This is a genomic window from Nocardioides lacusdianchii (assembly GCF_020102855.1).
Lineage (GTDB): Bacteria > Actinomycetota > Actinomycetes > Propionibacteriales > Nocardioidaceae > Nocardioides > Nocardioides lacusdianchii.
The window spans coordinates 1-24,274 of the sequence record NZ_JADHZD010000002.1; the positions used below are offsets into that span (position 1 = coordinate 1).

Below are 24,274 nucleotides of genomic sequence, written 5' to 3' on the forward strand. Positions count from 1 at the left end.
AACTCCGAGTCAGCCCGACTCGCGGCTCTGCCAGCATGGGTCCACGAGTACAACCACCACCGGCCCCACTCAGCAATCGGGAAGGCCACACCCATCACCAGGTTGGACAACCTGGCTGGGCATCACACCTAGTTGGTCGATCCATCGACCCGGTTTCCTGGGCATTCATTGATGGATCAACTAGGAAAGGCGCCACATTGCGTCGTCTACACAAGCTCATCGCTGCAATTGCACTCGTTCCGGCTTTCGCCACTTTGACTGCGAACCCAGCGAGCGCCATCGAGAACTCGGCGAGTGGTTCGAAGCCTGCAGGAGGTGGCTATAACTTCCGGGTCAGTTTCACTGACACGTGGTCAACCCCGTCGACCTCCACATGGCGTTTCGACACCTCGCGTTCATCCACGAACTGGGCTGTCCCTGGTCCCGTGGCCCCCACTTCCCCGTACGCCAACAACATCAAGTTGACTCTGACCGACGAGATCTGTGTGTCGAAGTACGGCTTTGGTGGCGTTGATTTCACGAAGCCGCCGTCCGTCCAGGTCGAGGGCAACTGCGTGAAGGATTCGACCACCTGGGACAACCGGCGGAGCGGGTCGCACAACTGGGACGGCGTCACCGCTCGGGGCAATAGCTACGGTCGATGGCTGTGGGTGTCCCACGACTCGTCGTCGAAGCTTGTCTGGCAAGGATCCAGCTGGAATGTGTACGCGTACAAGAAGGTCCACCCGCAGGGCTACCCGATCTGACAATGCGCCGACATGCATTCGGGCGGGGAGCGCGATCCATGTGGATCGCGCTCCTTGCTCTCAGCCTTACGCTGTCCCTCGTGAGTTGCACGGACGACGGCCGCTCATCCGCGCCTTCGTCGGCTCCTGATCTACCCGACCGTGCCCCTGAGCTTGACGCAGTCTTGACCGCCCTCGCGATCACGGACCAGCGTGGGGGAGTTGAAGCTATGGCGATTCCTGACCACGCTGACCCCGAGCGCGTGCTGCGGGCAAGGATCGTGTTGACACTCGTTGAGGACGAGTTTGCCGACGCGTCCGGGGATCTGGCTCACGAGCTCCGACGCTGGGCAACGCACTTTGACACCAACGACGTCGGTCACTGGGATTTGTTGGTGGCTGCGAAACTGTCCTTGGGTGAGGCGTCCTTTCGAAGAGCAATCGGGCCGCGTGTCCGGCGAGAGCTAAGTACGGCAGAACCGAAATCGGCTGGGCACCTTCGCGCGATTGGCGCCATGGATGCTAGCCGCGACAAGTCATCGGAATGCGACTGGCGTCTCAGCCCTTCAGAGGCAACCGTGGGTGCATTCCTGGACCGCGCTGCGGTAGCCACTTCCGGTCGGTGTCCCAGTTCGGTCGGCCTGCCTCGCGCCTCGGCAGCCTCGAAGTACGTGGCGAAGGGGCCCATGCAGACGGTCGCTGTGCTGGACGGCCTACAGAGCATCGCGGCGTCAAACCACGCCGATCGATCAGCGATTGCGAACCTTGAAGGACAGGTGCGGACAGTCGCCTCCCAGTGGCTCTCTGGAAGTGCGACGCTGAACCAGGCTGAGGTCTTCAATCTCGCACGGGTCGTCGCTTCGTCGGGGTCCCGGCTTCCGAAGTTGCAGGCGGACACCTTGAAGCGCCTTAGGGCAACCGTCATCTTGGCGGGACGCACCATCGATCAAGGGGAGCCGTTTACCGTCGCGGACTCGGTGGCGCTTGTCGCAGCATGGCGAATCCTCGGTAAGTCCGTTCCGCTTTCGACCGGTTCCGCTGGGGATGATCGCTCTGTCATCTTGGGTGCATGGAGCCTGATGCTTGCAGGCGGCGCTGCGGCTGACCTCGCGCAGGTCGACCTTGACTTTGTCGCCTCGCTTGGCATCGCGGGGAGGGCTACAGCTGCCACGGTAAACCTCGTTGTAGGTGATTCACCGTGTGACGCTTTTCCAGGGGGCGACACTGGACATGTGGTTGACGACGAGATCGTGTCGGACGGCGGCGCTTTCTGGGGACTGGTTCTCGCTGGATCCATCAGCGAATGCGCGCCAGATGAAGCGGAGCGTCTCAGAGAGCAAGCGCTCCGTGCGAGTGCAGCGACAACCGGTCTCCTCCGAGAATGGCTGCGATACCAGTCGGCATGCGATGGCGGTTCCGACTCTCGTCCGCCGTCAGTACTCCCTGCATACCAGTCGAAAGGCGAGTTGGGTCCAGCGTCTGAGGTACTTGCCTATCTCATGTTGGAGTCACAGCGGACTGGCGAAAAGTGTGTCGCTCTCCATCGCGCAATCCTAGGATTGGATCAGAAGTGAAGAGGTATCTTGCTAACGGTTTTGTCACTTGCTTCCTCATTCTTGCGAGTTTCGTCAGTTTCGCTCGCGTAGCACTATTGACTCCGGAGCCGTCGCGTCCGGCCGCGTGGTGGGCAGCCTTTGCGGGCTTCGCGCTCGCCCTTCTCGCGTCTGTCATCGGCCGAGGCAAACAGGGCGTGACGTCCATGTGAACGGCCAACGCGGGCAGGGAGGATGATGAACCCTTGCTACGGCGTACCGCAGTGCGGCTCCGACTGGACGACACGGTGTTGCATGTCTTCCTAGTGACCCGACGTAGAGGACGGGTCACTGCCCTAAGTTGCAGCGAAAGCCGGCGACCTTATCCAATCTCTACCGATTCGATCGTCACTGCCTTGCTGGGAGCGCCCCCGCCGGCGGGGTGCGCGCCATCGTTGCCCTCCATTGCGATCTCGTTGATAACGGCGAGGCCAGCCTCGTCGATCGTGCCAAAGGTCGTGTATCGGGGCGGAAACTGCGAGTCGCGGAAGACGAGGAAGAACTGAGCTCCATTGGTGTCCGGCTGCCCGGTGTTGGCCATCGCGAGCGTACCGGCGGGGTACGCCTCGTCACCGCTCAGCTCGTCGGCGAAGGAGTAGCCCGCGCCGCCCGCACCGGTCCCGGTCGGGTCGCCGCACTGGAGGATGCCGAAGCCCTCCAGGTCGCCGATGCGCGGGCACGGGGTGTCGTCGTAGAACCCCTGCTCGGCCAGCGAGACGAACGAGTTGACCGTGCACGGCGCGCTCGCGGCGTCGAGGGTGAGGCCGATGTCGCCGAAGTTCGTCGTGATGGTCGCGGCGATCGTGCCCTCGGCCTGCGCCTCGGCGTCCGGCGCCTCGACCTCGCGGGCGGCCTCGCGGCCGTCCTCGGGGTACTCGCACGTGGTCGTCTCGCCGGAGGCCGTGGTCTCCGAGGACGACTCCGAGCCGCCGGCGGGGTCCGACGCGGTGTCGTCGCCGCTGTCACCGCATCCGGCGAGGACGAGGACGGACAGGCACGCCAGGACGGCGGCAGGACGCTTCAGTGCGGGTCGCTTCGACATGCGGGCGATCGTAACGAGCCGCGCCTCACATCTCCTCGTGGGTGTCGGGGTCGCCGCCGAACAGGCGCCCGTCGTCCTCGCCGAGGGCGGTGATGGCGGCCACCTCGGCGGGGGTGAGCTCGAAGCCGAAGACGTCGAGGTTCTCGGCCTGGCGCGTGGCGTCGGCCGACTTGGGGATCGGCAGCGAACCGAGCTGGACGTGCCAGCGCAGGATGACCTGGCCGGGGGAGACGTCGTGGGCGCGCGCTGCGGAGGTGACGGCGTCCTCGTCGAGCGGGGCGCGACGCTTGCCCATCGGGCTCCACGCCTCGGTGCGGATGCCGAGGCGCTCGTGGACCTCGCGCATCCGGTCCTGCGGGAAGCGCGGGTGCAGCTCGACCTGGTTGACCGCGGGCGTGACGCCGGTGTCGTCGATGATGCGACCGAGGTGCTCCTCGGTGAAGTTCGAGACGCCGATCGACCGCACGAGTCCATCCTTCTGCAGCTGCACCAGCGCGCGCCACGCCTCGACGTACTTCCCCTGGCTGGGGTTGGGCCAGTGGATCAGGTGCAGGTCGGTGTGCTCGAGGCCGAGGCGCTCCAGCGATGCGCGCACCGACGCGACGGCGTCCTCGTAGCCGTGGTGGCGACCGGGGATCTTGCTGGCCACGAGCACCTCGTCCCGGGGCAGGCCGGAGCGACGGAGCGCCTCGCCGACCTCGAACTCGTTCTCGTAGTTCACCGCGGTGTCGAGCAACCGGTAGCCGACCTCGAGCGCGTTGAGGATCGCGCCGGTGCCGGCCTCGCCACGCAGCGGATAGGTGCCGAAGCCGATCGCCGGGATCGTGGTGCCGTCGTTCAGGGCGTACGTCGGGGTGTCAGCCATGCGCCCCAACCTAGGCGCCCGGACCACGCCTCGTCCCGCGGCGGTCGGCCCACGACCTCATGGAGCGCCGCGCGGCTCCTCGTGCGCCGGGCCGTCGCTGAGCTCGTCGACGACGAGGAGGTCGCGCCGGACCTGACCGGACCGGAAGGACGCCCGGCCCACCATGTGGCTGGCCACCACAGTCGTGGCCATCTGCAGGACGACGACGAGCGCCAGCAGTCCGACGACCCCCGGGTCGCGCAGTCGCAGGGCGACGCCGGTCATCACGAGCACCGTGCCGAGGACCTGAGGCTTGGTCGCGGCGTGCATCCGGCTCAGCAGGTCCGGCATCCGGAGCACCCCGATGGACGCGAGCAGCGCGAGCACGGCCCCGAGCAGGATGCACACGGCGGCAGCGAGGTCGGCGGCGGCGGTCCAGCTCATCGCGCACCCCCCCGCCGCTTCTCGGGCGCGCCGGCCTCGAGGTCGTCGCTGCGGCTGGCGTAGCGAGCCACGCTCACGGGCCCGACCAGGCCGCACCCCGCGAGCACCACCAGCACGGGCAGGACGTAGGTGACCCCGGTGTGCGCGACGTGGAGCGCCGTCGCGCAGACCGTCACCGCGACCAGCACGTCGAGAGCGACGCTGCGGTCCAGGATCGTGGGGCCAACGGTGAGCCGGACGAGCAGGAGTGCAGCGGCGACGGCCAGCATCGCTCCGGCCGCGACCAGGACCCAGGTCATCGTGCCCTCCGATCGGCCTCGGCGGCACGGGGCGGCAGCGCGCGGAGCACGCGTTGCTCGAGGTCGAGCGCGGTGCGTCGGAAGGCGTCGGCCGCCGACGCGTCGGGGGTGTCGAGCACGTGGAGGTAGAGCGTGTGGGTGGACCGTCTCACCTCGACCACGACCGACCCGGGGATGAGCGACAACATCGAGGCGACGAGGGTCGTGATGAAGTCCGACTCGGTCTCGAGGTCGACGGCCACGACCGCGTTGCGGACCGGTCGGCGCCTCAGCACCACGCCCGCGACCTGCACGCTGGCGCGCACGACGTCGACCGCGAAGCGGACCACCACGCCGAGCAGCGGCAGCGGGTGGATCCTGGAGCCGAGATCGATGGGTGGCAGCGGGAAGACGACGCTGACGAGGACCGCGCACAGCACGCCGCCGACGATCAGGAACGGGGTGACGTCGCCCCACAGGGCCAGCCAGACCAGCAGCAACCACGCGACGGACAGGGGCTGGACTGCGCGGTGGCGAGCGGGCCGCACGGTGCCGTCACGCCTCGTGCGCATGACGGGGCTCATGGCGTCTCCTCGGTGAGCACCGCGGTGAGGTAGGTCGTGCGCTCGTGGAGGTCGTACGCCGCGCGGTCGCCGAGCGCGTAGAGCGGGCCGGCGACCACCGTCAGCAGGACGCTGACTGCCACGAGCGCGGCTGCTGGTGCCACCATGCCGAGAGGGGAGTGGCGCAGGTCGTCGCCGTCCTGGATGAGGGTGTGGAAGTCGCGCTCGGGCTCGCTGTCGTCACCGAGGCGTCGAGCCTCCTCGATGTCGCTGCGGCTGACGGTGCCCTGCGCGGTGTGGACGTGCCCGCGGTGCGGGTGCACGACGCGCGTGTCGTGGCCGGGCACGGACTCGGCGTCACCGATGGCCTCCAGTGCCTCGTGGGCCTCGAGCGGCGTACGCCAGAAGGCGACCGCCCACGTCTTGGCGACGGCGTACAGGGTGAGCAGGCTGGTGGCGGCGCCGGCGCCGACGAGGGTCCAGGCAAGCCAGCCGCCGTCGCTCTCGGCCGCCCGGAAGAGCCCGACCTTGCCGATGAAGCCGGAGAACGGCGGGATGCCGGCGAGGTTCATGGCGGGGACGAAGAACAGCACGGCGAGGAGCGGCGCGATCCGGGCGAGACCGCCGATGCGCATCAGGGCGGTGCTGCCGGCCCGGCGCTCCACGAGCCCGAGCACGAGGAACAGCGCGGTCTGGATGGTGATGTGGTGCACGACGTAGAAGATCGTTCCGGCGGTGCCCTCGCGGCTGTCGAGGCCGATGCCGAGGATGAGGTAGCCGATGTGGCTCACCAGCGTGAAGGACAGCATCCGCTTGATGTCGGACTGCGCGATGGCGCCGAGGATGCCGATCAGCATCGTCAGCAGCGCTGCCCAGAGCAGCAGGCCGGTGAGCGGGCTGTCGGGGAACAGCAGCGTCTGCGTGCGCAGGATGGCGTAGACCCCGACCTTGGTGAGCAGCCCGGCGAAGACGGCGGTGACCGGCGCGGGCGCTGTCGGGTAGCTGTCGGGCAGCCACAACGACAGCGGGAAGACGGCCGCCTTGATGGCGAACGTGGTCAGCAGGAGAAGTTGGAGCATCAGCGAGACGTGGTCGGGCAGCTCGGCGAACCGTTGGGCGAGGTGCGCGAGCGTGAGGGTGCCCGTAGCGGCGTACGTCACCGCGAGGCTGATGAGGAACAGCGTCGAGGACAACAGGTTCACCAGGACGTAGATCGTCCCGGCCCGCACCCGTGCCCCGGTGCCGCCCAGCGTCAGCAGGACGTAGCTGGCGAACAGCAGCATCTCGAAGCTGACGAAGAGGTTGAACAGGTCGCCGGCCAGGAAGGCGTTGGACACCCCGGCGACGAGTACCAGGAAGGTCGGGTGGTAGACCGAGATCGGCGCACCCTCCTCGTCCTCGGTCATGCCCTGTCCCACGGAGTAGGCGAGGACGGCGAGGGTCACGATGCTGCTGACGAGCAGCATCAGCGCCGCCAACCGGTCGGCGACCAGGACGATCCCGAGGGTCTCGGGCCACGCGCCGATCCAGACGGTCTGCGGGCCGTGGGCGTCCGCCTGGACGAGGAGCATCGCAGAGATCGCGACCACCGAGCCGAGGACAACAAGGCTGAGCCACCGCTGGAGGCGGGGATGGTGTAGCAGGGCCAGAGAGGCGCCGGCGCCGAGGACGGGCAGCAGCACCGGGAGGGGGACGAGCGAGTTCACGACGACCTCACCTCCTCCTCGGTGGACGCGAGCGGGTCATCGTCAGGTCCCTGGTTCACGTCACCGCTGGAGTCGTCGCCGGGGTAGTCGGAGGTCGTCGCGTCGTAGGCCTCGGAGGTGACGTCGCGTAGTGCCAGGCGCCTGATGGTGTCGTCCTCTATGTCGTCCTGCACGTCGTCGTGGCCGTTGAGCTGCCAGCTGCGGTAGGCCATGGCCAGGACGAACGCCGTCGTGGCGAGCGTGATGACGATGGCCGTCAGCACCATTGCCTGGGGGAGTGGGTCGGTGAGGCCTCCGGTGGGTCCGTCCTTGGTGACGATCGGGGCGCGGCCGGCGGGCCCGCCCGCAGCCATGAAGGACAGGCTCACGCCGTTGCCCGCCATGACGAACCCGACCAGCACGCGCGACAGGCTGCGCTCGAGCACGAGGTAGACACCGCAGCCGAGGAGAGCCGCCGCGACCAGGACGAGGGTGAGGTTGACGCTCATGCGGTGTGGACCTCCGCCTGCGCGCGCCGCAGGTCGCGCTGGATGTCGCGGTCGATGTGGGAGCCCAGGGCGCGTAGGAGGTCGAGGACGAGTCCCACCACGACGAGGTAGACGCCGACGTCGAACAGCACGGACGAGACGAGGTGCAACTCGCCCAGGAGCGGGACCTGCACGTCGACGACGGCCGACTGAAGCACCACACCACCGAAGGCGAGGGGGAGCAGGGCGGCCAGCGCCGCGACCGCGAGCCCCGCACCGATCAAGCGTCCGGCGTCCACGGGAGCAGCCTCGTCGAGCTCGTAGCGACCCCCGGCGAGGTAGCGGACCACGAGCGCCAGCCCGGTAGTCATGCCGGCGGCAAAACCGCCGCCGGGCAGGTTGTGCCCGGCGAGCAGCAGGTAGATGGAGATGACGACCAGCGTGTGGAAGACGAGCCGGACGATCACCTCGAAGATGATCGAGCGCTTCTCCGGCGGCAGCGTGCGCGACCCCGGCAGCCAGGCTCGACGACCAGGCTGGGTCGCGACCTTCTTCACCCCCGACGGGTAGGGGATCTCGTGCACCCGGCGGATGTCGGCACCCCGCGCGTTGACGTACACCAAGCTCGCCACGCCTGTCGCTGCTGCCACGAGGACCGCGAGCTCGCCGAGGGTGTCCCACGCGCGAGTGTCGACGAGGACGACGTTGACGATGTTGCCGCCACCGCCGAAGTCGAGCGCCTCCTGCGGCAGGGCCACTGACACCGGCGGTCTGGTGCGAGCCGCCCCGGCCACCAGCAGGAACCCCGCCGTCACGACCGCGACGGCCAGGCCGAGCGCGGCACGCAGGTAGCGCTGCCGGCTGAGCGGTCGGTCGGTGAAGTACTCCGGGAGCCGGCGCAGGGCGAGCACGAAGACGACGACGGTGAGGGTCTCGACCAGCGCCTGGGTCAGGGCGAGGTCGGGCGCGCCCTGCAGCACGAAGAGCACCGCTGTGCCGTAGCCGGTGACTCCCACGAGCAGGACCGCCCGGATGCGGCGGCGCGAGCGGGCGGTCATCAGGGCCGCGACCACGATGACCACGCCGACGACACCTTGCGCGGGCGTGTCCCACGCCTTCACCTTGATGTCGTCGAGGCCCTGCACCAGCGCCGCGCCGGGGAGGATCACCACCACGAGGAGGATGATGGCGAGGTACGCCGCGGCGGAGCCTCGCTGGACGACACCGGTGACCTCCACCGCGGTGCGGTCGAGCAGTCGCATCCCGCCGCGGTAGGCCCGCTCGAGGCTCCAGTCGTGCGCGAGGGCCGCCTGCACCCGGGCGACGGGTTCGCGCGCCACGAAGAGCGCCATGCCGAGGGCGAGAGTGACGACCGTGAGCAGCAGCGGGAGCCCGACGCCGTGCCACAGCGTGAGCTCGGGCTCGTGCGTACCGGCGGGGAAGGCGAACGCCGGACGCTCGAGCACGCGGGTCAGCGGTCCGCCGAACATCCCGAGTGCCAGGGAGAGAGCCGCCAGGGCCACGGGGACGGCGACGAAGGGGAGCGATGGGGAGCGGACCGTGAGGGGCTCGTCCACCTCGCGGGTGCCGAACGCTCCCCACACGAATCGTGCCGAGTAGGCGGCGGTGAGCACCGACCCCGCCACGACACCGGCCACCAGCAGCCACCCAGTGGTTGCGGCGATGCCCGTGCCGTCACCCTCGCGCGCCACGTCTACGAGGGCCACCAGCACGCTTTCCTTGGCTACGTAGCCTAGTAACGGGGGAAGCCCGGCCATGGAGCCCGCTGCGAGCGTCGCGGTCACCGTGAGCAGCGGCAGCCTCCGGCCCAGCCCCGTCAGCTGTCGCATGTCACGGGTGCCCGTGGCGTGGTCAACGATGCCGACGACGAGGAACAAGGTCGCCTTGAACAGGGCGTGGGCTAGCAGCAGGGCGAGCCCGGCCAGCATCGCACTGCGGGTGCCGATGCCCAGGACCAGCACGAGGAAGCCGAGCTGGCTGACCGTGCCGTAGGCGAGCAGGAGCTTGAGGTCGTGCTGGCGCAGGGCGCGTATGCCGCCCACGACCATCGTGGCGAGGCCGAGGCCGAGGAGCGCCGTCCGCCAGCCGGCCACCCCGGCAAACGCGGGCGCCAGCAGCGCGACCAGGTAGACGCCGGCCTTCACCATCGCCGCGGCGTGCAGGTAGGCGCTCACCGGGGTCGGTGCCGCCATCGCCGAGGGCAGCCAGAAGTGGAAGGGGACGAGGGCCGACTTGCTGATCGCACCGACGAGGAGCAGGTGCACCCCGACGGTCACCGCGGCGCCGGCCGGGGGATCGGCCAGGATGTCCGAGATCCGGTAGGTGCCTGCCGTCTCGCCGAGCAGGATCGCGCCGACGAGCAGGACGAGTCCGCCGAACGTCGTGACCACGAGCGCCTGGATCGCTGCCCGACGGCTGGCCCGGCGGTCGGGATCGTGCCCGATCAACAGGAACGAGAAGACGGTCGTGAGCTCCCAGAAGACGTAGAGCAGCAGCAGGTCGTCGGCCAGGACCAGCCCGAGCATCGAGGCGATGAACGCCACAAGGACACCGGCGAACCGGGGGACCCCGACGTCGTCGTCCCGGAAGTACGACGCACAGTAGGCAAGCACCAACGCCCCGACGCCGAGGACGACGAGCGACATCACCCACTGCAGGGTTCCCATCGCGAACGCGAGGTCCATGCCGAGACTCGGCACCCAGGGATGGACCTCGACCAGCGCCTCGCCGGCGCTGATCGCCGGCCCCTGGGCCGCGATCCAGATGGTGCCGGCCGCCGGCACGAGGGCCAGGACGCCCAGCATGCGGCGCCCGGAGCGCAGGACGAGCCACGGTGACAGCGCGGCGACCGCGAGCAGGGCAGCGATCAGCAGCAGCACGGCGGTGGTCCTCGTGGTCCGTTGTGGTCGTGCCGGGCGGATGTCACCGGCAGCACCAAACGTAGCGGCGTTCGAACACGCACCACGAACACGCAGGCGCTCGCACGCCGAAGATGGGGGACAGACCCCATGCGGAGCAGCGCGATCGGACCGGGAACTGCACTACTGGACACCCTGCGTATCAAGTTTCGTCGCATCGACCTTCAATCACGGGGCTGGCGGCTCTGATCGGACGGACGCGTCTGCGGCCATGGGCAGCCATCTCTGAGAGCCAACACGGCTGTTAGAGCGGCTCGCGGATTCTCTTGGCGGGAAACCGACGATGTCAGCCCTGCACCGACCGGTCGACCATTCGATCTCGGGAGCCTTGCGAGGCGTAGGCGCCCATTCCTGCGATGAGCGCGCCTGCTACGAGCGCAAGGTACGCATTGGACACGTCTCGCTGGTAGATGACGTTGTATTCCCAGGGGACAAGACCGGGAGCGCTGAAGACGAAGGCGAAGACAACTGGCAAGAGCCAGCCCAGCCCCACACCGAGCAGGCTGACGCCCAGAGCGCAGAGGGCCACGAACAACATGGCGTCGACCGTCACGATGACCACCGGCAGAGATGCGATGACGGCGGTGACCACCGCAGCAGCGGATGTAAGGACGTAGATGCCCGAAACCAGCGCAATCCGGGGAACGATCAGCCTGCGCGCGGCCGATCCAATCAGGTCTCGTGGACCCTCATACAAGACCGTGCAGCTAACTATGACGGGTATCACGATGCCTGCGATAACGCCCGAGTCGACAACGGTTCCCAACGCTTCGTAGGGGTACTTGATTGGAACGGTGATGGCGGCAAATAGGCTCACAGCCGCCCAAGCCACCAGCACCGCACCGCACCAGCGCCATGTCAGTGCGTGAGCTGCGGCCCATGCGCTGACCATTCTGTAGTGACGCCGGGGCGCCGTCGTGGGGACCCGGTCGTGCCGTGCGGTCCTCATCAGTGTTCGAAAGCCTCCCAAGTGAGCGATCCGGTCCGGATCTGGTCCGCGTGCTCATGGAACCAGTCCGCGCGTGCGTCCGCGTCAAGGTCGGAAAAGAACGCGAGATCAGACTCGTGGCTGTCGTAGTTGAGAAACCGCGGGTCGAGAGTTGGGCCACCGAATGGGCCGGACCCGTCAGTCTTGGCGCCGGCCTCGGTGAGGTACCAACGCCAGAGGACGTCAGTCGGCGAGGCCAGGGGGCGCAAGTCGGCTACTTCTGAACCCCTCTCCGCTCCATCGCCGGACGCGGTGGACGCCACCCGTGGGATGAAGTAGGCCACAAGGCCGTAGTGGACTTGATCGGTGTCAAGGTAGGCGTAGGCGCTGATGTCGCTGGCTTGTGACAAGGAAACAACGTCGGCGTCCAGAGCTTCTTCTCGTGAAGTGATTTCTTCTATGTCCCGGTTGACCTCTGCGGAGATGCCTGCCGCCTCGTCGTCAACGTAGGTCACTTTTGGCAGCAGGCCGGCGAGAAGGTTTGTCGCGAGGTGAAGTTCAGGGCCAAGTTGTTTACGTACGATCTCCTTTCCGCGGGGCAAACACAAGGACGACGCCAAAGACTTGGTGCCTGCCGGGGAGTCGGTTTCCCCTGCCGGCGCACCCGACGTCACCTCGCAGCGCAGTTCTGTTGCGGCAAGGTCCACCCCTCTGGTCTCTGGTGTGATGGCCAAGAGTGGCGTTGCTACCAGTCCCGCAGCGATGAGGGCAGCCGAAGAGACTCTTTTCGCGCCTACCCTTCGCATCAAGACATGCAGTGCGACTGTCAGCCAGAACACTGTTTGCAGTCCCAGTACCCATGCAAGCACGGGTTGGAACGTCACTCGCCTTTCGTCGATGGGAGTCATCGCCAGAAGAATGGAGTCGGCGTTGAAAGAAAGGAATCCGAGCAGGAGGTAAACGGCCAAGGCGCAGATTGGGGCACCTAGGTACCAAGGCAGTCTCGAACCAGCGACCTGACCAATGATGGTCACGGCGCATATGCAGGCGACTTGAGCGAGCACGGGCAACAATGCGGGTCGGCCATACTCGGCGCTGAAGGAAGTTGCAACCAGGCCCGGCGTTGCGCCGAGCAGATAACCGACGGTGGTCCAGGCAGCAGGTTCAAGCACGGCGCGTGCTTGAACCTGCAACGCGTTGCGTCCGGCTGCCTGGCGCATGGAATCCATGCCGTTGCGGGCCGTGGTTGCGCCTAGGAACGCCCCGACCGCCGCAGCCGCGGGCAAGGCGAAGATGAAGGCAGTGCCGGTGTGCTTCTGGGTTTCGGTCCACAGACCTAACCATTGATCCCATCGGCCTACGTACGCGATGGGCAGACAGAGGGCAACACCTAAGGCGCCTATCAATCCTAGTCGAGGCGGTATCTCGAGGAACAGCGGCCTAGGCATCAGGCTGCCCAAAAGTGCGGCTCGAGTCCTCGCCTGGCCGGTCTCCTTCTTGACGTGGATGTGTGGCGTTCAAACGGCGGTCGGACGCAGCCAGCACGTCCAAGAAGCCGGCACGCAGGTCTAGGTGAGGCGAGCCGTCATACCCGGAGCCCGCACCCTGCTCGGACCTACTCGCATCAGCGCCCTCGCGGCGGACGCGACGGCCCCGGTCGGCAAGCTCCTCTGTGGTGGCGTCGTAACACACCGTGCCGTTGTTGAGCACGACGACCCGACCTGGGAACGCCTCGACATCCTCAAGCAGATGGGTCGATATGAACACGATGCGATCTGCTGCCAAGGTGCGCACGATGTCGTGAAATCTAGCTCGTTGCTCAGGATCGAGTCCCACGGTGGGTTCGTCCAGCACGAGCAGGCGAGGCTCGTGCACGACCGCTTGCGCGATGCCTGCGCGACGCAACATCCCGCCAGATAGTTGACCGAGGCGCCGTGCACGTTGGTCGGCAAGATCAGTCCGGCGTAGCGATTCATCGACTCGCATCTCGACGTCGGTCGGCGTCACGCGCTTTAGCCAAGACGCGTATCGCAAGTAGTGCTCGACTCTCATCGACAGCGGCGCGGCTAGATGCTGGGGCAGCCAACCGGTGTCGGCATGGTGGGCGCGCCAATCCTCGGCACGAGTCAGCTCTCGTCCATTGCGGACGAGCTTGCCGTCATCGGGGCGCTCGATTCCGGTAAGCATGCGACAAAGCGTTGACTTCCCCGCACCGTTACGACCGAGGAGCACCGTTGTGCCCGGTTCTAGGTCGAGCGTCACGTCCTGCAGCGCCTTCACTGACCCGTATGTGTGTGTGACAGCAGCCAGGCCGACGGCGACAACGCCGTCGGCCTGGGGCGGAAGCTGTGTCGCCAACTCCGCGGGTGACTTCAGAGGTTGCGGGACAGCTGCTGGTTGCGCCAGCCGTCGAGCATCATCTGGAGCACTTGCTCGTCGGGTCGGAGGACTGGCGTCGACTGGACCAGCTGGACCCGCCCTGAGTCGTCAATCTGCATCGAGCACTCCCAAATCTCCCGTTACATCCAGTGAGTCAATGATGCATCTGATGAGACCGGCTTTATGTCTGCGCAGGTCAACGGCGTGTCGCTCGGCCAGTAGGGCGACGGCTTCGACCACACGAGTGCCCCGCCAACGTCCGTAAGGAGGTCTGGTTCTGCAGTGTTTTCGCAGGTCACGAGCATTTTGGTCGTTGCAGGCGGGGCAGTGGATGTCCCGTCTCATCCGATCCGACGCACGGAACGTTCAACAGCGCGGGATGCGTCAACTTCAGCGAGACTGGTGGTCAGCCCGCCTCTCACTGAAGTTGGCGCAACTCCTCAAGTCGACCTGGACCGCGTCCTGGAACCAAATGGCTCTGAAGCAGTTGCGACCTGCGCGACGCGCATGCAAAGAGTAACCGCCTTGTGCACTACGTGAGCGGGATCGGCCCAGCGTACGGGTGTGTGCTGATCCGAGGGGGAGCAAGCCGAGTCAATCAGGCTCGTGACAATCCAGAGTGCGGTTGGGGTCTGAAGAGTCCTTTGAACGAGGGCGATCAAGAACCGAGTTGAGCCTGCAACTCGCTAAGCGAGAAGTTCACCACGCCGCCGCTCGCGGACTCCATCAGACTCTTGACCTGCCCCTCACCGTTCACTCCGTATACGAAGTACGCGTCAAGAACCTGACCAAGTCCGTCCAAGGTGACGGTCTTTCCGGCCACTAGTAGTCTCGAATACTGGGCGATATCCTTGCGCTGAGGAGCAACCTCGGGGCCGGCAATGAATTCCACGTCACCGATCTTCCCGCCGCCAACAATCAGTCTGATTGGGTCCTTCACCACCGCGTTTCCGCGGTGAACCGAATCGACAGTCGCATCAATCGGCGTAACGATAAACTCGTCCGCCGACTCCGAACCGTCAGGTCCGATGCTGCCGATGAACTGAGGGGCCCCGAGTTTGGTTGCCTTAACGACCACGATGGTGTCGACGTCAGGCATAGTGACGAGTCCCGCAAGCGACCGATCGAGAGGGTAACCCGAGACTCGAGTCACAGTCGCAGGACTGGGACCCGTGGTCGGCTTTTCCGCCTTTGCTTCGCCAACCGTCTCTCGTTTGGTCTCAGCTTGGCTGCAGCCAGTTGCCCCAAGAGCGAGAGTCGCGACGATTGTAACTAGAGCCTGACGGGTCCTAGTACCGTTCATAAGTCAATCCTCACTTCATGAAGGCCGCGCCGGCCCTGTCGTCGCTGTTAACATTCCACTTCTGAACATAATTGGGGTTCATGGCGGCCGCGATTTCTGCGGAGGACATCGGGCCGCACTGATTGGGGTGTTCAAGAACCAGTTCGTGGCCAAGCTCATGGACCGTGATGGTTCGGACATCGGCTACCCGATTCGCCTGATTGAGATTGCCGTTCAGGTTCCATGACCAGTTCGGATTCAAGTACACATCACCGCTAACGACCGTGTTTCCGGAGATCGCCAGAGTCGTCACACCCGGCGCACCGCCGAACCCACCCGCCGGTGTGGCATACCTGAGTGTCATGCTTTCCGCCGCACTCGTAATTAGGATCGCCCAACTGGCGCCCGAAATGTTACTCCACTGTCCAGCCGAGGCCACTATGGCATTGTTCCATCCCGACGGTACGTTCGACCCGATCTTCATGTACAGGTTGCTACCGGCCCAGGTGTAGTTGCTGCCGCAGTAGGCCTGAGCCGGCGCAGCCGCAGCAAGCGGCGCCAACGCGGTGCCGGCAACCAGTGCGGTGGCCATGAGTCGCATCGCTCGTCTCTTCATCAGTCTTCCTCTGTACGATGGTTGCAAGGAGCCGAAAGGGAGCTGGTAAGCGGACGGCGGTCCGATCGTTTCAGCCGGTGGGAGCTTCGCCGAGGCCTCCACCGCACCTCGGACGCGGGAAGCTTGCCCGAGAAGTGCTTATGAGTGTAAGCACCTCACGGGCAATTGCGCTATGACCGAACTGCAACTTCGACGTGCAATGTCGCCACGCGGTTCCCGCCTTCGAGGGCCATCGGAAGATGCCGGACGGCGTGGGTCAGGTACTGGCACTCTGGGCCAGGGGTGCGCCGGGCCGGGGTAGCACCCGCTGGGCGGGGACTCCGTTGTTGAGGTGGTGACGGAGGGGGTCTTGGCCGCCGGTGGGGTAGTAGCCGTTGGTGACTGTGTCGGCGACGCGTTGGAGGAAGTGTCGGACGCGGGTGTCGTCTGCGTTGAAGGCGAGGTGTCGCCAGTGTGGTGAGGTCAGCAGGGCGGTCAACGCGACGGCAGTGGGGTAGCGGGCGGCGTGTACGAGCGGATCGAGGTAGGTGCAGGGTCGTCCTGCTCGGAGGCTGTCGAGTCGGGCGGTCACGGCGGGGAGTGACCGGTTCTGGTGGTGCCAGTCGGAGACGATGCGTGCGGAGGTCTCATAGACGTCGTGGACGGCCGTGCGGCCGCGGCGGGTGATGAGGTTGCGGTGTCGCCGCCAAGCGGCAAGGACGTCCGGATGGCCAGCGAGGTCGAGCTGCTGGGTTGCTTCGTCGAGAGGGCTTCCAAGCCAGTGTCGGTGGTGGAGGCAGATGACCTCGTCGTGGGTGACCCAACGCCGCACGTCCTGGGCGATCCCGGCGCGTCGACAGCACAGCTGGCAGGCGCTGTGGGTATGGGTCGGCTCCCCTCGAAGGAGCGGAGCAATGCGTCGATCGTCGGTGCGGAGTTGCGGCAGCGCGAACCTCAAGGCGTCCGCCGGGCGGCCGGTGAGTGCACCGAGGATCACTGCTATGTCGTCGCCGGGCTTGATACCGAGGTTGGCTCCGGTCCGGTCGGCGGGCAGGCCGTTGGCGATCTGGAGCCGCCGTAGATACGAGGCGAGGGTCTCGTGGGAGAAGGGCGGGACCGGGCGCGGTAGACGTCGACGCGGCCGGGTCAGGACGGGGCTCGTCAGGAGGCCGGTGCTAGGCATGGCGGGCCGTGTGGCGGCGGGGTTCGGGTGCGGCCAGTTCGGCTGCGTGGTCGATCACGGTGGCGTCGAGCAGTGCACGGTCGATCGCTTCGGTGCCGAACAGGATGGCGGTGATCGCGGCCTGGCGGACAAGGTGGGAAAGGCTGCTGATGGAGCCGTTGGTGCGCTGGTGCAGGTACTTCGCTTGGCCGGTCAGGCTGCCCCGCCGGTGCTCATGCAGCCGCAGCGCGGACTCGATGGTGGCCACGAGGGCCTTCCACTCGTCGTTGAACGGGAACGGGCCCGTCCGGGTCAGGACAGAGCGGCCGGAGATTTGCTGGCCGCGGAGCCCGGTGAACAGTCCGGAGGATTCGACGTTGATGCCGGCGTAGACGAAGGTCGCTGGCAGGTGTTCGGTGAAGTACTTCAGGTGGTCCGACATGTCCTCGCCGGCGGTGGTGGCGAGGTTGAGGTTGTGGATCTCGTCGACGATGACCAGATCGGTGCGGCACTCGGTCAGGACGTGGCAGACGGCCTCGGCGATGGTAGAGAGGTTCTGCCGCGCGCCGGTGGGGATGCCGAGGAAGTTGGCGAACTCGATCGCGAGCTTGCGTGGGGATCCTTTGGGTGGGGTCGTGATGTAGACGACCGGGATCCGCTCCTGGTCGGGGAACCGGAGTCGAGTGCGGACCTCATGGGTCTTGCCGAGCATCTTGATCGCGGTCGTCTTCCCGGTCGCCCATGGCCCGGAGACGATCAAGCTCCGACGGGCGCTGATTTCTCGCTGGTTGAGCAGGGTGAGCAGCCGGCCTTGGTGGATGACGTCCTTGACCGTGGAGGTGTGTACGACAATCAGCTCGGAGTGGTAGGCGACGCGGTGCTCGTCGTAGGCAGCCCGGTGCTGCTCGGACAGCGCATAGTGACGGTCCTCGGGGAGGAGTTCGAGGTCGTTGGGGCCGGCGTTGACGAAGCTGCGCCAGCCGGCCAGCGTGGTGGTCGGCGCACGCCGGGCGTCCACCAGGTCGATCTCGAAGTCACTGGCACATTCACTGCCATTGGCGGCGTCGCTGTCGGTGCTGTTCGTGGTCACCACCATCGTTGTGCCTCCTCGTGGGGGTCGTACACGCCGAGCGGGATGACTGCGGCGAGTTCCTCGTCGTCGGCCTGGGCGGCGTCAGCAAGAACTTTCTCGGCCGTTCCGGGCGCTGGCTCGGGGGCGTCTGGCGGCGCTACCTTGGGGAGCGGGGTTGGAGCGCTGGTGTTCGCGGTGGTCTTTGCTGCGACGCGCCGGTCGCGGTGCGTTGTCTTCGCCCGCTTGCCGGTCGCCGGAGGAGTGTCCGCTTGGTCGCCGGAGGCGCGGCGGAGGAGGTCGTCGACCAGGCGCGCGATCTCCTCTTCGGAGGGGCTGGTGTGGCCGCGTTCGGTGATGATCTTGCGGGCGTGGGTCCAGGCGTCCTCACCGAACGGGACGGGTGCGGAGGCGAGCTGGCGCCACCACAGCGTGATCCAGCCGGCGTCGGGCTGGTGGTGGTTGCGGACCCAGACCCGGGTGACGTCGTAGGGGTCGTGGTGGACCTCCCACAGGTCCTTCATGCCAACGGCTCCGGAGGGCTGGCCGCGGTAGGGGTTGAGCTCCTCGGCGTCGTACACGCGGTGGTTGATCTTGACCCCGTAGGAGTTGATCGCCCGTGGCTTCATCGGCAGAAGTTCGATGTAGTCATCGCCTGACAGCGGCACCGGCACGTAACCGGCGACGCCGAGCAGGGCCGCGTACTTCTCGTTCGGGGTGAGGACCTGGCCGGGGGAGAAGGGATCGCGCAGACCCTCGTGGGGGCGGTTCTGCCACCCGGTGACGATCCACTCATCGAGCAGGTCCTGCAGCTCGACCAGGGAGAACACCGCGTCCTGTTCGGCGTTCTTGCCGCGGCGTTCGACCGAGGAGCCGAGATAGCCGGCGACGTACTGGGCGAACAGGGTGCCCACCGACTGTAGCGTCCGTTCGACGACCGGCTTGTCGGTCGGTGTGTCAGGGTGCGCGGGCTGGAGACTGATCCCCAGCGTGCGGCACGCGGATCGGAACGTGTCGGACAGGTAGGCCTTGCCGTGGTCGACGACAATCGTCTCGGGTACGATCACCGGCTTCGCCGCGGCGTTTTCGAGCCGGTCGTCGACCGAGCGCATCGCCTGGTAGGGGAGCGCGGAGTAGGCCATCGAGATCGCCTGCGGCCAGCCCGGCCGCATCGGCTCCGGCGTCATGCAGCGCGCGAGCAGCAGAGCAGCGTCGACGGCCTTCGTGGTCGGGCGGAGCACGGCCGCGGGCAGCGACCGGGTGGCGACATCGACCACCGCCGTGAGCTCAACCCGGCCGACAATCCCGTCGGCGAGGACCACAGCGACGTCGAGGGGAGTGGAGTCGATCTGCATCAACTCACCGGGCCGCACGGGAAAGACCGCGCCGAACGGGCCGTCCGGTTGCTGGGCGAGCGTTCTTCGCGTCCGTGCCGAGCCGGTCGCGTGGCGTCCTTCAGCGAGCCGCTTGAGGAGGCGGTGGAAGGTGGCGCGTGACGGCAACTGGACATCGTCGACGCCGTGCTCGGTTTCGAGTTCGTTGACCATGTCGCGCCACAGCCGGTCGCTCGTGCCGGACGAGCGTTGTCTGTTCCGTTCAAGCACGCGTTTGAGAGCCTCGACGACGCGCGGATCGGTGCGACCGGCGACTGAAGTTGTCCGCACAGCGCGGCGATCCACCACGCCGAGCAGGCCGTCTGTCTCATAGGCGGCGCGGCGCTTCTGCAACGCGCGCAGCGTCACTTCTTCGCCCATCGCAACGAGCTCGTTGACCTTTGCCTGTTCGCGCTGGCGCAGTGTTGTCGTCGTGACGTCGAACGGCGGTCGGGGGAGCGTCACGTCGGGTGCGGTGCAGGGGACACCGTAGATGACCTCGGTGAGGTGCTCCTCCCACCAGCGTGCCCGCCCTTGGACTGCTGGAGGAAGTTCGTTGAACAGCGCCGTGGGTGGCAGCGATCCGCGTGCTCGTCGCCCGGTTTGGCCGCCGAAAGTCGGGTCAGCGAAGAGCGCGTTGAGGGTGAGCGCCATCGGCTTGCGGCCCTGAGCGGTGAGATAGACGGTGCCGGCGTCCAAGCCGCCTACGTCCCACACCTGCCCGTCGAAGCGGATCCGGTCGCCGACGCGGACGGTCGCGGCCCGTGTCACGGGCGTGCTCGCCGTACCGGGGAGTTCATCCTGAGCCGCCTGGTCCGCAGGGCGGCGTCGAGTTCCCCCGACCAGAGCAGATGGAACAGGCAGGGGAGAACAACCACTGGATCCCCGACAAGCCGAGCCAGGGTGCCGACGGTCTGCTCGGACTTCGTGACGGCGCCCAAGAGAGCGTCCGCAACGTCCTTGGTGCGGCAGCGTGGGTGTCGGTAACCCGAGAGCCAGCGCACGTTCGCGTTCAAGGTGGGAGCGATGTCGCCCAACCGCTGGTAGCCCCAGCCGACCTGCGCGCATGCGGCGGCGGTCGCGTCGAACACCTCAGCGTCCTTCACCGCCCGCTCATCGGGACGGACGTCAATCACGACACCGGTGCCGTCGACGGCCCTGACGAAGAAGTCGGGTGTGTGCCTGCCCGGACCGGACGACATCGGCAGCATCGCCGTGAACGGCTGCGCCGCCACGGCGACGACCTCGGGAGCGAAGTCAAGGAGCATCAGATGATCACGTTCGAGCCAGGACTCGAACGCCACGTGCGTCCGCGTGGTCGCGAACCACCACGAGCCCGCGAAGTTGCGCTGGCCCTTGAAGGCCCGAGGTGTCCGAACCGGAGGCAGCGACTCGAACCGCTCAGGCCAGGCGTCAGCCAGGTCTGCCGTCACCAACTCACGCGTCATCGACCTGAACGTGAGCCGCACGTCCAGATCGCGTCGGGCAACCGCCACAGTCGCCGCGCCAGCCGATGACATACATCGACGGTGGACCCGATCTACGTCAGATTGAGTGAGACACGCCGACCCAATGCGCCGGATTCAATGAGACGAATCTTCGAATGCGCCAGATTCAGTGAGACCGCGCCGACTCAACTGAGACAGGACAGTGGAGCGGTCCAGCGCAGTTGTTTCATCTGACACGATACGCAGACTACTATCTGACATAATGTCAGTTATCGGCGATAAACTAACGGGAGTAGCAACAGATGCAACTACTCCCGTTCTTCGAGTCTGTCCACGTTCCTGCAGGTCAAGCGGCACGTCGCTGCCGAATGGATGCCGGCGATCCGTGCCGAACCTTGCAGCATCCGCGCAGGTCGCCGTAGGGTTCCTGCATTAGATGCAGGTTTCCACGGACTGAGGTAGGTCATGGAGGGTGTTCCGGGCTTCGTCCCTCGTGTCCTTCGAGACGCCGAGGTCGGCCTCTTCCGCGCCGACGAACGCGTGTTCGAGGCGATGCTCGACGGCTGGAAAGCACAGATGCTGGCTCGCGGGCTGACCACCCAGACCATCGAGGGCCGCTGCCGCCTCCTGGCACGTTTCCAGGAGTACGCCGGTACGTTCCCGTGGACGTGGCGGCCCGTCGACCTGGACGACTTCATGGCCGAACGGCGCTCTGGCGAGAAGCCGATCAGCCTCACGACCCTGCGGTCGGACAGCAACGCGATTGCGATGTTCTGTGCCTACGTCTCGTCGCCGAGCTACGGCTGGGGTGAGTTCTGTGAGCAGACCTTCGACGATGTCCCCGCGCAGATCGCCTTCGACTGGAACACCCCGCGCCACACGACCGATGACGCGGTCCCGCCAGGACGGCGAGCGTTCACGCAGAAGGAGCTGCAGAAGCTCTTCGATTACCAGGACGACCTCGTCGACCGCGAGTACGCCGCCGGAAGCAAGCGCTGGCTCCCAGCGTTGCGCGACTCGATCGCGTTCAAGGTCTGTTACGCCTACGGGCTGCGCCGCCGCGAGGTGGCGATGCTCGACCTGCACGACTTCGGCCCGAACCCGCACGTGCCCGCGTACGGCGAGTTCGGCGCCGTGACGATCCGATGGGCCAAGGGCACCGCAGGATCCGGGCCCCGACGTCGCACCGTGCTGACGGTTCCCGAGTTCGAGTGGGTCGTGGATCTCCTGCGGTTCTGGATCCACGAAGGTGGGCGGGACCGCTTCGCCACTGCCGACCGCTCGGCTGCGCTGTGGCCTAGCGAACGGGCCGACAGGATCACGCTGGGCGGCCTTGGGGACTCGTTCGCCGCCGCGCGCGACGCAGTGGGCCTGCCCAAGGAGCTCGGCCTGCACTGCCTGCGCCACTCCTACATCACCCACTTGATCGAGGCGGGCTACGACCCAGCGTTCGTGCAGACCCAGGCCGGTCACGCACACGCCGCGGTCACCGGCGTCTACACATCGGTCGGTGATGACTTCAAGCAGAAGACGATCCAGAAGATGATCGCCCGCCGTATCGCGCGTCCCGAGGAGGCGAACCCCGATGGCTGAGCAACGTCGCATCGGCTACAACTGGAACCTGCGGACCGTGATGGCGCAACGGAACCTTTGGAAGAGCACCGAACTGATGCCGCTGCTGAAGTCGCGCGGCGTCAATCTGTCCGAGAGCCAGGTGTATCGACTCGTCACGGGCACCCCTGAGCGCATCCCTGCGCGCACGTTCGCCGCCTTGTGCGACATCCTCGACTGCGAACCCAATGACCTGTTCGAGCCGTACGTCGAGATGCGTGCAGCGAAGACTGCGGATGCGCCGAAGCGGCCCGAGGACCTCGGTGTGAAGCCGGGCAGCCCGATCGCGCGACGGGTCAGGATCGTCCCGGACGACGAGGATGGCTAGACCCCGCAAGCAGGGCGACGCGACCCGATGGCCGGTCCCTTGCGGCCGCTGCGGTGAGCATCACCAGAGCGTCGCGAACTGGCCAGACGGCGGGGTCTGCGGATACTGCTACCAGCGAGCCAAGCGAACGCGCGGCACCTGCACCTGCGGCCACCAGGGCGTCCTCCCCGGTCGGATCGACGGATATCCCGCCTGCCGGCGATGCTCCGGCGTCAAGCTGAACATCGACTGCAAGACCTGTGGCGCCGAAGACGAGCTCTACCGCGGCGGTCGGTGCCAGAGATGCGAGCTCGCAGTGATCGTCGACCGCATTCTCACCAATCCTGAGACCGGTGTGATGGCCGCCGAGCTCGTCCCGGTGGCCGCAGCGCTGAAGTTGATGAAGCGATCCAACAGCGGAGTGACCTGGATCAGGCAGCGTCACGTCACAGCCTTCCTGAAGGACCTGGCGATGGCGCCGACGATCACCCACGAGAAGCTCGACGAACTGCCGGGAGCGGACCGTACGCGCAACTTCATCCGGGGCCTGCTGGTCGAGCACGGCGCCCTGCCGCGGCGCGACGAGCTCGCAGTCCGCTACAACCAATGGGCGACCGGTGCACTCGAGCGGGTGAGCACCGGCGAGCATCGCGACGTCGTACGTCGCTACATCCGCTGGCACTTGCAGCGGCGGATGAACCAGATGGAGACGGTGCCGCACGGCACGTTCCTCCGATCGAAGCAGACCGTCACCGTGGCGATCGAGTTCCTGAACTGGCTCCACGATCACGGCTTCGCACTCGAGGAGCTCCGGCAGGAGCACCTCGATGCCTGGTTGGCGGACGGGCCGAGCACCCGCAGTCTGGTTGACCGCTTCATCCCGTGGGCGATCAAGTGCCGGCTCGTCGACCCCGACCTCACCATCGCCCGCCACCGCCGCGGCACCAGCCCGAAGCTGTCCGCGTCGGAGCAGGATGCAGCGGTCGAGCGTGTAGTGCACACCGACGAGCTCACCGTGCGCGACCGCGCCGCCGCAATCCTGGTCATCGTCTTCGGCCAGCACATCGAAGATGTCATCCAACTGACCTGGGACGACGTCACCGTGACGGACGACCTCGTCACCATCAGGCTGGGGAGGACCGAGTTCGCACTCCCCTCCCCCTTGGACGAGCCCATGCGCCAACTCGCTGCCGCGCCCGGCAACGACCTGACCGCGTCCCACCCGAACAGTAACTGGGTGTTCCGCGGCTATTCCCCCGGCCGACACATCCACGGCGCCAGCATGCGAAGCAGGCTCAAGTCCGTCTTCGGCACGCGTGCGGCGCGACTTGGGACCCTTCACGAGCTCACCAAGCTCGGGCCGGTGCCGATAATCGCCGACGCGCTCGGCTACCACCCATCCACGATCGAGCGCCACGCGATCGGTTCGGCGAGCACCTACGCCGAGTACATCGGGGCGACGCGCGAACTGAGGCAGATCTCATGAAACAGAAACGATCCGTCGGAATGGAAAGCAGGCA

The 24,274-nt window shown here is 66.6% G+C and carries 24 protein-coding genes; 6 read left to right on the forward strand and 18 right to left on the reverse strand.

Annotated elements, in window-relative coordinates; translation table 11 throughout:
- The coding region (locus tag IRX98_RS02655) for an integrase core domain-containing protein (protein WP_224274230.1) at positions 1-132 on the forward strand (132 nt) is incomplete at its 5' end.
- A 293-nt stretch (positions 133-425) separates the two neighbouring features.
- Positions 426-746 (forward strand): hypothetical protein, encoded by a 321-nt coding sequence (locus IRX98_RS02660; protein ID WP_224273650.1) that lies wholly within the window; start codon positions 426-428, stop codon positions 744-746.
- Between the two features lie 1,893 nt (positions 747-2,639).
- Here the strand turns inward: IRX98_RS02660 and IRX98_RS02665 are convergent.
- The 15 genes from IRX98_RS02665 to IRX98_RS02730 all read right to left on the reverse strand — a co-directional run bounded on the left by IRX98_RS02665 (position 2,640) and on the right by IRX98_RS02730 (position 16,376).
- Complete coding sequence (locus IRX98_RS02665) at positions 2,640-3,359, reverse strand: peptidylprolyl isomerase (RefSeq protein WP_224273651.1); 720 nt, start codon at positions 3,357-3,359, stop codon at positions 2,640-2,642.
- A 25-nt stretch (positions 3,360-3,384) separates the two neighbouring features.
- Positions 3,385-4,224 carry an aldo/keto reductase gene (locus IRX98_RS02670; protein WP_224273652.1) on the reverse strand — a complete coding sequence of 280 codons (840 nt, stop codon included), beginning with the start codon at positions 4,222-4,224 and terminating at the stop codon, positions 3,385-3,387.
- A 57-nt stretch (positions 4,225-4,281) separates the two neighbouring features.
- Positions 4,282-4,647, reverse strand: coding sequence for a monovalent cation/H(+) antiporter subunit G (mnhG, locus tag IRX98_RS02675; RefSeq protein ID WP_224273654.1), 366 nt, complete (start codon positions 4,645-4,647; stop codon positions 4,282-4,284).
- Entirely contained in the window at positions 4,644-4,946 is a 303-nt protein-coding gene (locus IRX98_RS02680; RefSeq protein WP_224273656.1) for a monovalent cation/H+ antiporter complex subunit F, read from the reverse strand. Before IRX98_RS02680 ends, mnhG begins: the two co-directional genes overlap by 4 nt.
- Positions 4,943-5,509 carry a Na+/H+ antiporter subunit E gene (locus IRX98_RS02685; protein ID WP_224273658.1) on the reverse strand — a complete coding sequence of 189 codons (567 nt, stop codon included), beginning with the start codon at positions 5,507-5,509 and terminating at the stop codon, positions 4,943-4,945. The genes IRX98_RS02680 and IRX98_RS02685 overlap by 4 nt, the downstream gene beginning before the upstream one ends.
- Positions 5,506-7,194, reverse strand: a complete 1,689-nt coding sequence (locus IRX98_RS02690) for a Na+/H+ antiporter subunit D (protein ID WP_224273660.1) — start codon at positions 7,192-7,194, stop codon at positions 5,506-5,508. The genes IRX98_RS02685 and IRX98_RS02690 overlap by 4 nt, the downstream gene beginning before the upstream one ends.
- The gene (locus tag IRX98_RS02695; RefSeq protein WP_224273662.1) at positions 7,191-7,682 is read right to left on the reverse strand and encodes a Na(+)/H(+) antiporter subunit C; all 492 of its coding nucleotides are present in this window, start codon (positions 7,680-7,682) and stop codon (positions 7,191-7,193) included. The genes IRX98_RS02690 and IRX98_RS02695 overlap by 4 nt, the downstream gene beginning before the upstream one ends.
- The gene (locus IRX98_RS02700) at positions 7,679-10,561 is read right to left on the reverse strand and encodes a Na+/H+ antiporter subunit A (protein WP_224273664.1); all 2,883 of its coding nucleotides are present in this window, start codon (positions 10,559-10,561) and stop codon (positions 7,679-7,681) included. Before IRX98_RS02700 ends, IRX98_RS02695 begins: the two co-directional genes overlap by 4 nt.
- 325 nt (positions 10,562-10,886) lie before the next feature.
- Positions 10,887-11,549: a hypothetical protein gene (locus IRX98_RS02705; RefSeq protein WP_224273665.1), complete on the reverse strand. Its 663-nt coding sequence runs from the start codon at positions 11,547-11,549 to the stop codon at positions 10,887-10,889.
- Complete coding sequence (locus IRX98_RS02710; protein WP_224273666.1) at positions 11,549-12,748, reverse strand: hypothetical protein; 1,200 nt, start codon at positions 12,746-12,748, stop codon at positions 11,549-11,551. Before IRX98_RS02710 ends, IRX98_RS02705 begins: the two co-directional genes overlap by 1 nt.
- A 220-nt stretch (positions 12,749-12,968) precedes the next feature.
- Positions 12,969-13,808 (reverse strand): ATP-binding cassette domain-containing protein, encoded by an 840-nt coding sequence (locus tag IRX98_RS02715; protein WP_224273667.1) that lies wholly within the window; start codon positions 13,806-13,808, stop codon positions 12,969-12,971.
- Positions 13,809-13,900: 92 nt separating this feature from the next.
- The gene (locus IRX98_RS22955; protein ID WP_268928632.1) at positions 13,901-14,026 is read right to left on the reverse strand and encodes a hypothetical protein; all 126 of its coding nucleotides are present in this window, start codon (positions 14,024-14,026) and stop codon (positions 13,901-13,903) included.
- Between the two features lie 539 nt (positions 14,027-14,565).
- The gene (locus IRX98_RS02720; protein ID WP_224273668.1) at positions 14,566-15,006 is read right to left on the reverse strand and encodes a hypothetical protein; all 441 of its coding nucleotides are present in this window, start codon (positions 15,004-15,006) and stop codon (positions 14,566-14,568) included.
- Positions 15,007-15,220: 214 nt separating this feature from the next.
- Positions 15,221-15,781, reverse strand: coding sequence for a matrixin family metalloprotease (locus IRX98_RS02725; protein ID WP_224273669.1), 561 nt, complete (start codon positions 15,779-15,781; stop codon positions 15,221-15,223).
- A 280-nt stretch (positions 15,782-16,061) separates the two neighbouring features.
- Positions 16,062-16,376: a hypothetical protein gene (locus IRX98_RS02730; protein ID WP_224274250.1), complete on the reverse strand. Its 315-nt coding sequence runs from the start codon at positions 16,374-16,376 to the stop codon at positions 16,062-16,064.
- Between the two features lie 135 nt (positions 16,377-16,511).
- Here IRX98_RS02730 and IRX98_RS22465 point away from each other — a divergent pair, with 135 nt between their 5' ends.
- Positions 16,512-16,865 (forward strand): hypothetical protein, encoded by a 354-nt coding sequence (locus IRX98_RS22465; RefSeq protein WP_235744729.1) that lies wholly within the window; start codon positions 16,512-16,514, stop codon positions 16,863-16,865.
- Positions 16,866-16,959: 94 nt separating this feature from the next.
- On the opposite strand, the gene IRX98_RS02740 is transcribed toward IRX98_RS22465, so the two are convergent.
- Genes IRX98_RS02740 through IRX98_RS02750 form a run of 3 tightly spaced genes read right to left on the reverse strand, consistent with a single transcriptional unit; the run spans position 16,960 to position 20,836 of the window.
- Positions 16,960-18,036: a TniB family NTP-binding protein gene (locus tag IRX98_RS02740; RefSeq protein ID WP_224273672.1), complete on the reverse strand. Its 1,077-nt coding sequence runs from the start codon at positions 18,034-18,036 to the stop codon at positions 16,960-16,962.
- The gene (locus tag IRX98_RS23300) at positions 18,033-20,159 is read right to left on the reverse strand and encodes a Mu transposase C-terminal domain-containing protein (RefSeq protein ID WP_224273674.1); all 2,127 of its coding nucleotides are present in this window, start codon (positions 20,157-20,159) and stop codon (positions 18,033-18,035) included. Before IRX98_RS23300 ends, IRX98_RS02740 begins: the two co-directional genes overlap by 4 nt.
- Positions 20,156-20,836, reverse strand: coding sequence for a TnsA-like heteromeric transposase endonuclease subunit (locus IRX98_RS02750; protein WP_224273675.1), 681 nt, complete (start codon positions 20,834-20,836; stop codon positions 20,156-20,158). Before IRX98_RS02750 ends, IRX98_RS23300 begins: the two co-directional genes overlap by 4 nt.
- Before the next feature lie 465 nt (positions 20,837-21,301).
- Here IRX98_RS02750 and IRX98_RS02755 point away from each other — a divergent pair, with 465 nt between their 5' ends.
- The 3 genes from IRX98_RS02755 to IRX98_RS02765 all read left to right on the forward strand — a co-directional run bounded on the left by IRX98_RS02755 (position 21,302) and on the right by IRX98_RS02765 (position 24,240).
- Positions 21,302-22,429 carry a tyrosine-type recombinase/integrase gene (locus IRX98_RS02755; protein ID WP_224273676.1) on the forward strand — a complete coding sequence of 376 codons (1,128 nt, stop codon included), beginning with the start codon at positions 21,302-21,304 and terminating at the stop codon, positions 22,427-22,429.
- Positions 22,422-22,775 (forward strand): helix-turn-helix domain-containing protein, encoded by a 354-nt coding sequence (locus tag IRX98_RS02760; protein ID WP_224273677.1) that lies wholly within the window; start codon positions 22,422-22,424, stop codon positions 22,773-22,775. Before IRX98_RS02755 ends, IRX98_RS02760 begins: the two co-directional genes overlap by 8 nt.
- A 295-nt stretch (positions 22,776-23,070) precedes the next feature.
- Complete coding sequence (locus IRX98_RS02765; RefSeq protein ID WP_224273678.1) at positions 23,071-24,240, forward strand: site-specific integrase; 1,170 nt, start codon at positions 23,071-23,073, stop codon at positions 24,238-24,240.
- Positions 24,241-24,274 lie beyond the last annotated feature (34 nt).

Excerpts from the sequence above, each read along its gene's own strand:
- IRX98_RS02665 (WP_224273651.1), bottom strand. The coding sequence starts at position 3,359 with ATGTCGAAGCGACCCGCACTGAAGCGTCCTGCCGCCGTCCTGGCGTGC.
- IRX98_RS02670 (WP_224273652.1), bottom strand. The coding sequence starts at position 4,224 with ATGGCTGACACCCCGACGTACGCCCTGAACGACGGCACCACGATCCCG.
- mnhG (WP_224273654.1), bottom strand. The coding sequence starts at position 4,647 with ATGAGCTGGACCGCCGCCGCCGACCTCGCTGCCGCCGTGTGCATCCTG.
- IRX98_RS02680 (WP_224273656.1), bottom strand. The coding sequence starts at position 4,946 with ATGACCTGGGTCCTGGTCGCGGCCGGAGCGATGCTGGCCGTCGCCGCT.
- IRX98_RS02685 (WP_224273658.1), bottom strand. The coding sequence starts at position 5,509 with ATGAGCCCCGTCATGCGCACGAGGCGTGACGGCACCGTGCGGCCCGCT.
- IRX98_RS02695 (WP_224273662.1), bottom strand. The coding sequence starts at position 7,682 with ATGAGCGTCAACCTCACCCTCGTCCTGGTCGCGGCGGCTCTCCTCGGC.
- IRX98_RS02705 (WP_224273665.1), bottom strand. The coding sequence starts at position 11,549 with ATGAGGACCGCACGGCACGACCGGGTCCCCACGACGGCGCCCCGGCGT.
- IRX98_RS02710 (WP_224273666.1), bottom strand. The coding sequence starts at position 12,748 with ATGCGCCAGGCAGCCGGACGCAACGCGTTGCAGGTTCAAGCACGCGCC.
- IRX98_RS22955 (WP_268928632.1), bottom strand. The coding sequence starts at position 14,026 with ATGCAGATTGACGACTCAGGGCGGGTCCAGCTGGTCCAGTCGACGCCA.
- IRX98_RS02720 (WP_224273668.1), bottom strand. The coding sequence starts at position 15,006 with ATGCCTGACGTCGACACCATCGTGGTCGTTAAGGCAACCAAACTCGGG.
- IRX98_RS02725 (WP_224273669.1), bottom strand. The coding sequence starts at position 15,781 with ATGGCCACCGCACTGGTTGCCGGCACCGCGTTGGCGCCGCTTGCTGCG.
- IRX98_RS22465 (WP_235744729.1), top strand. The coding sequence starts at position 16,512 with ATGGCCAGCGAGGTCGAGCTGCTGGGTTGCTTCGTCGAGAGGGCTTCC.
- IRX98_RS02750 (WP_224273675.1), bottom strand. The coding sequence starts at position 20,836 with ATGACGCGTGAGTTGGTGACGGCAGACCTGGCTGACGCCTGGCCTGAG.
- IRX98_RS02755 (WP_224273676.1), top strand. The coding sequence starts at position 21,302 with ATGGAGGGTGTTCCGGGCTTCGTCCCTCGTGTCCTTCGAGACGCCGAG.
- IRX98_RS02760 (WP_224273677.1), top strand. The coding sequence starts at position 22,422 with ATGGCTGAGCAACGTCGCATCGGCTACAACTGGAACCTGCGGACCGTG.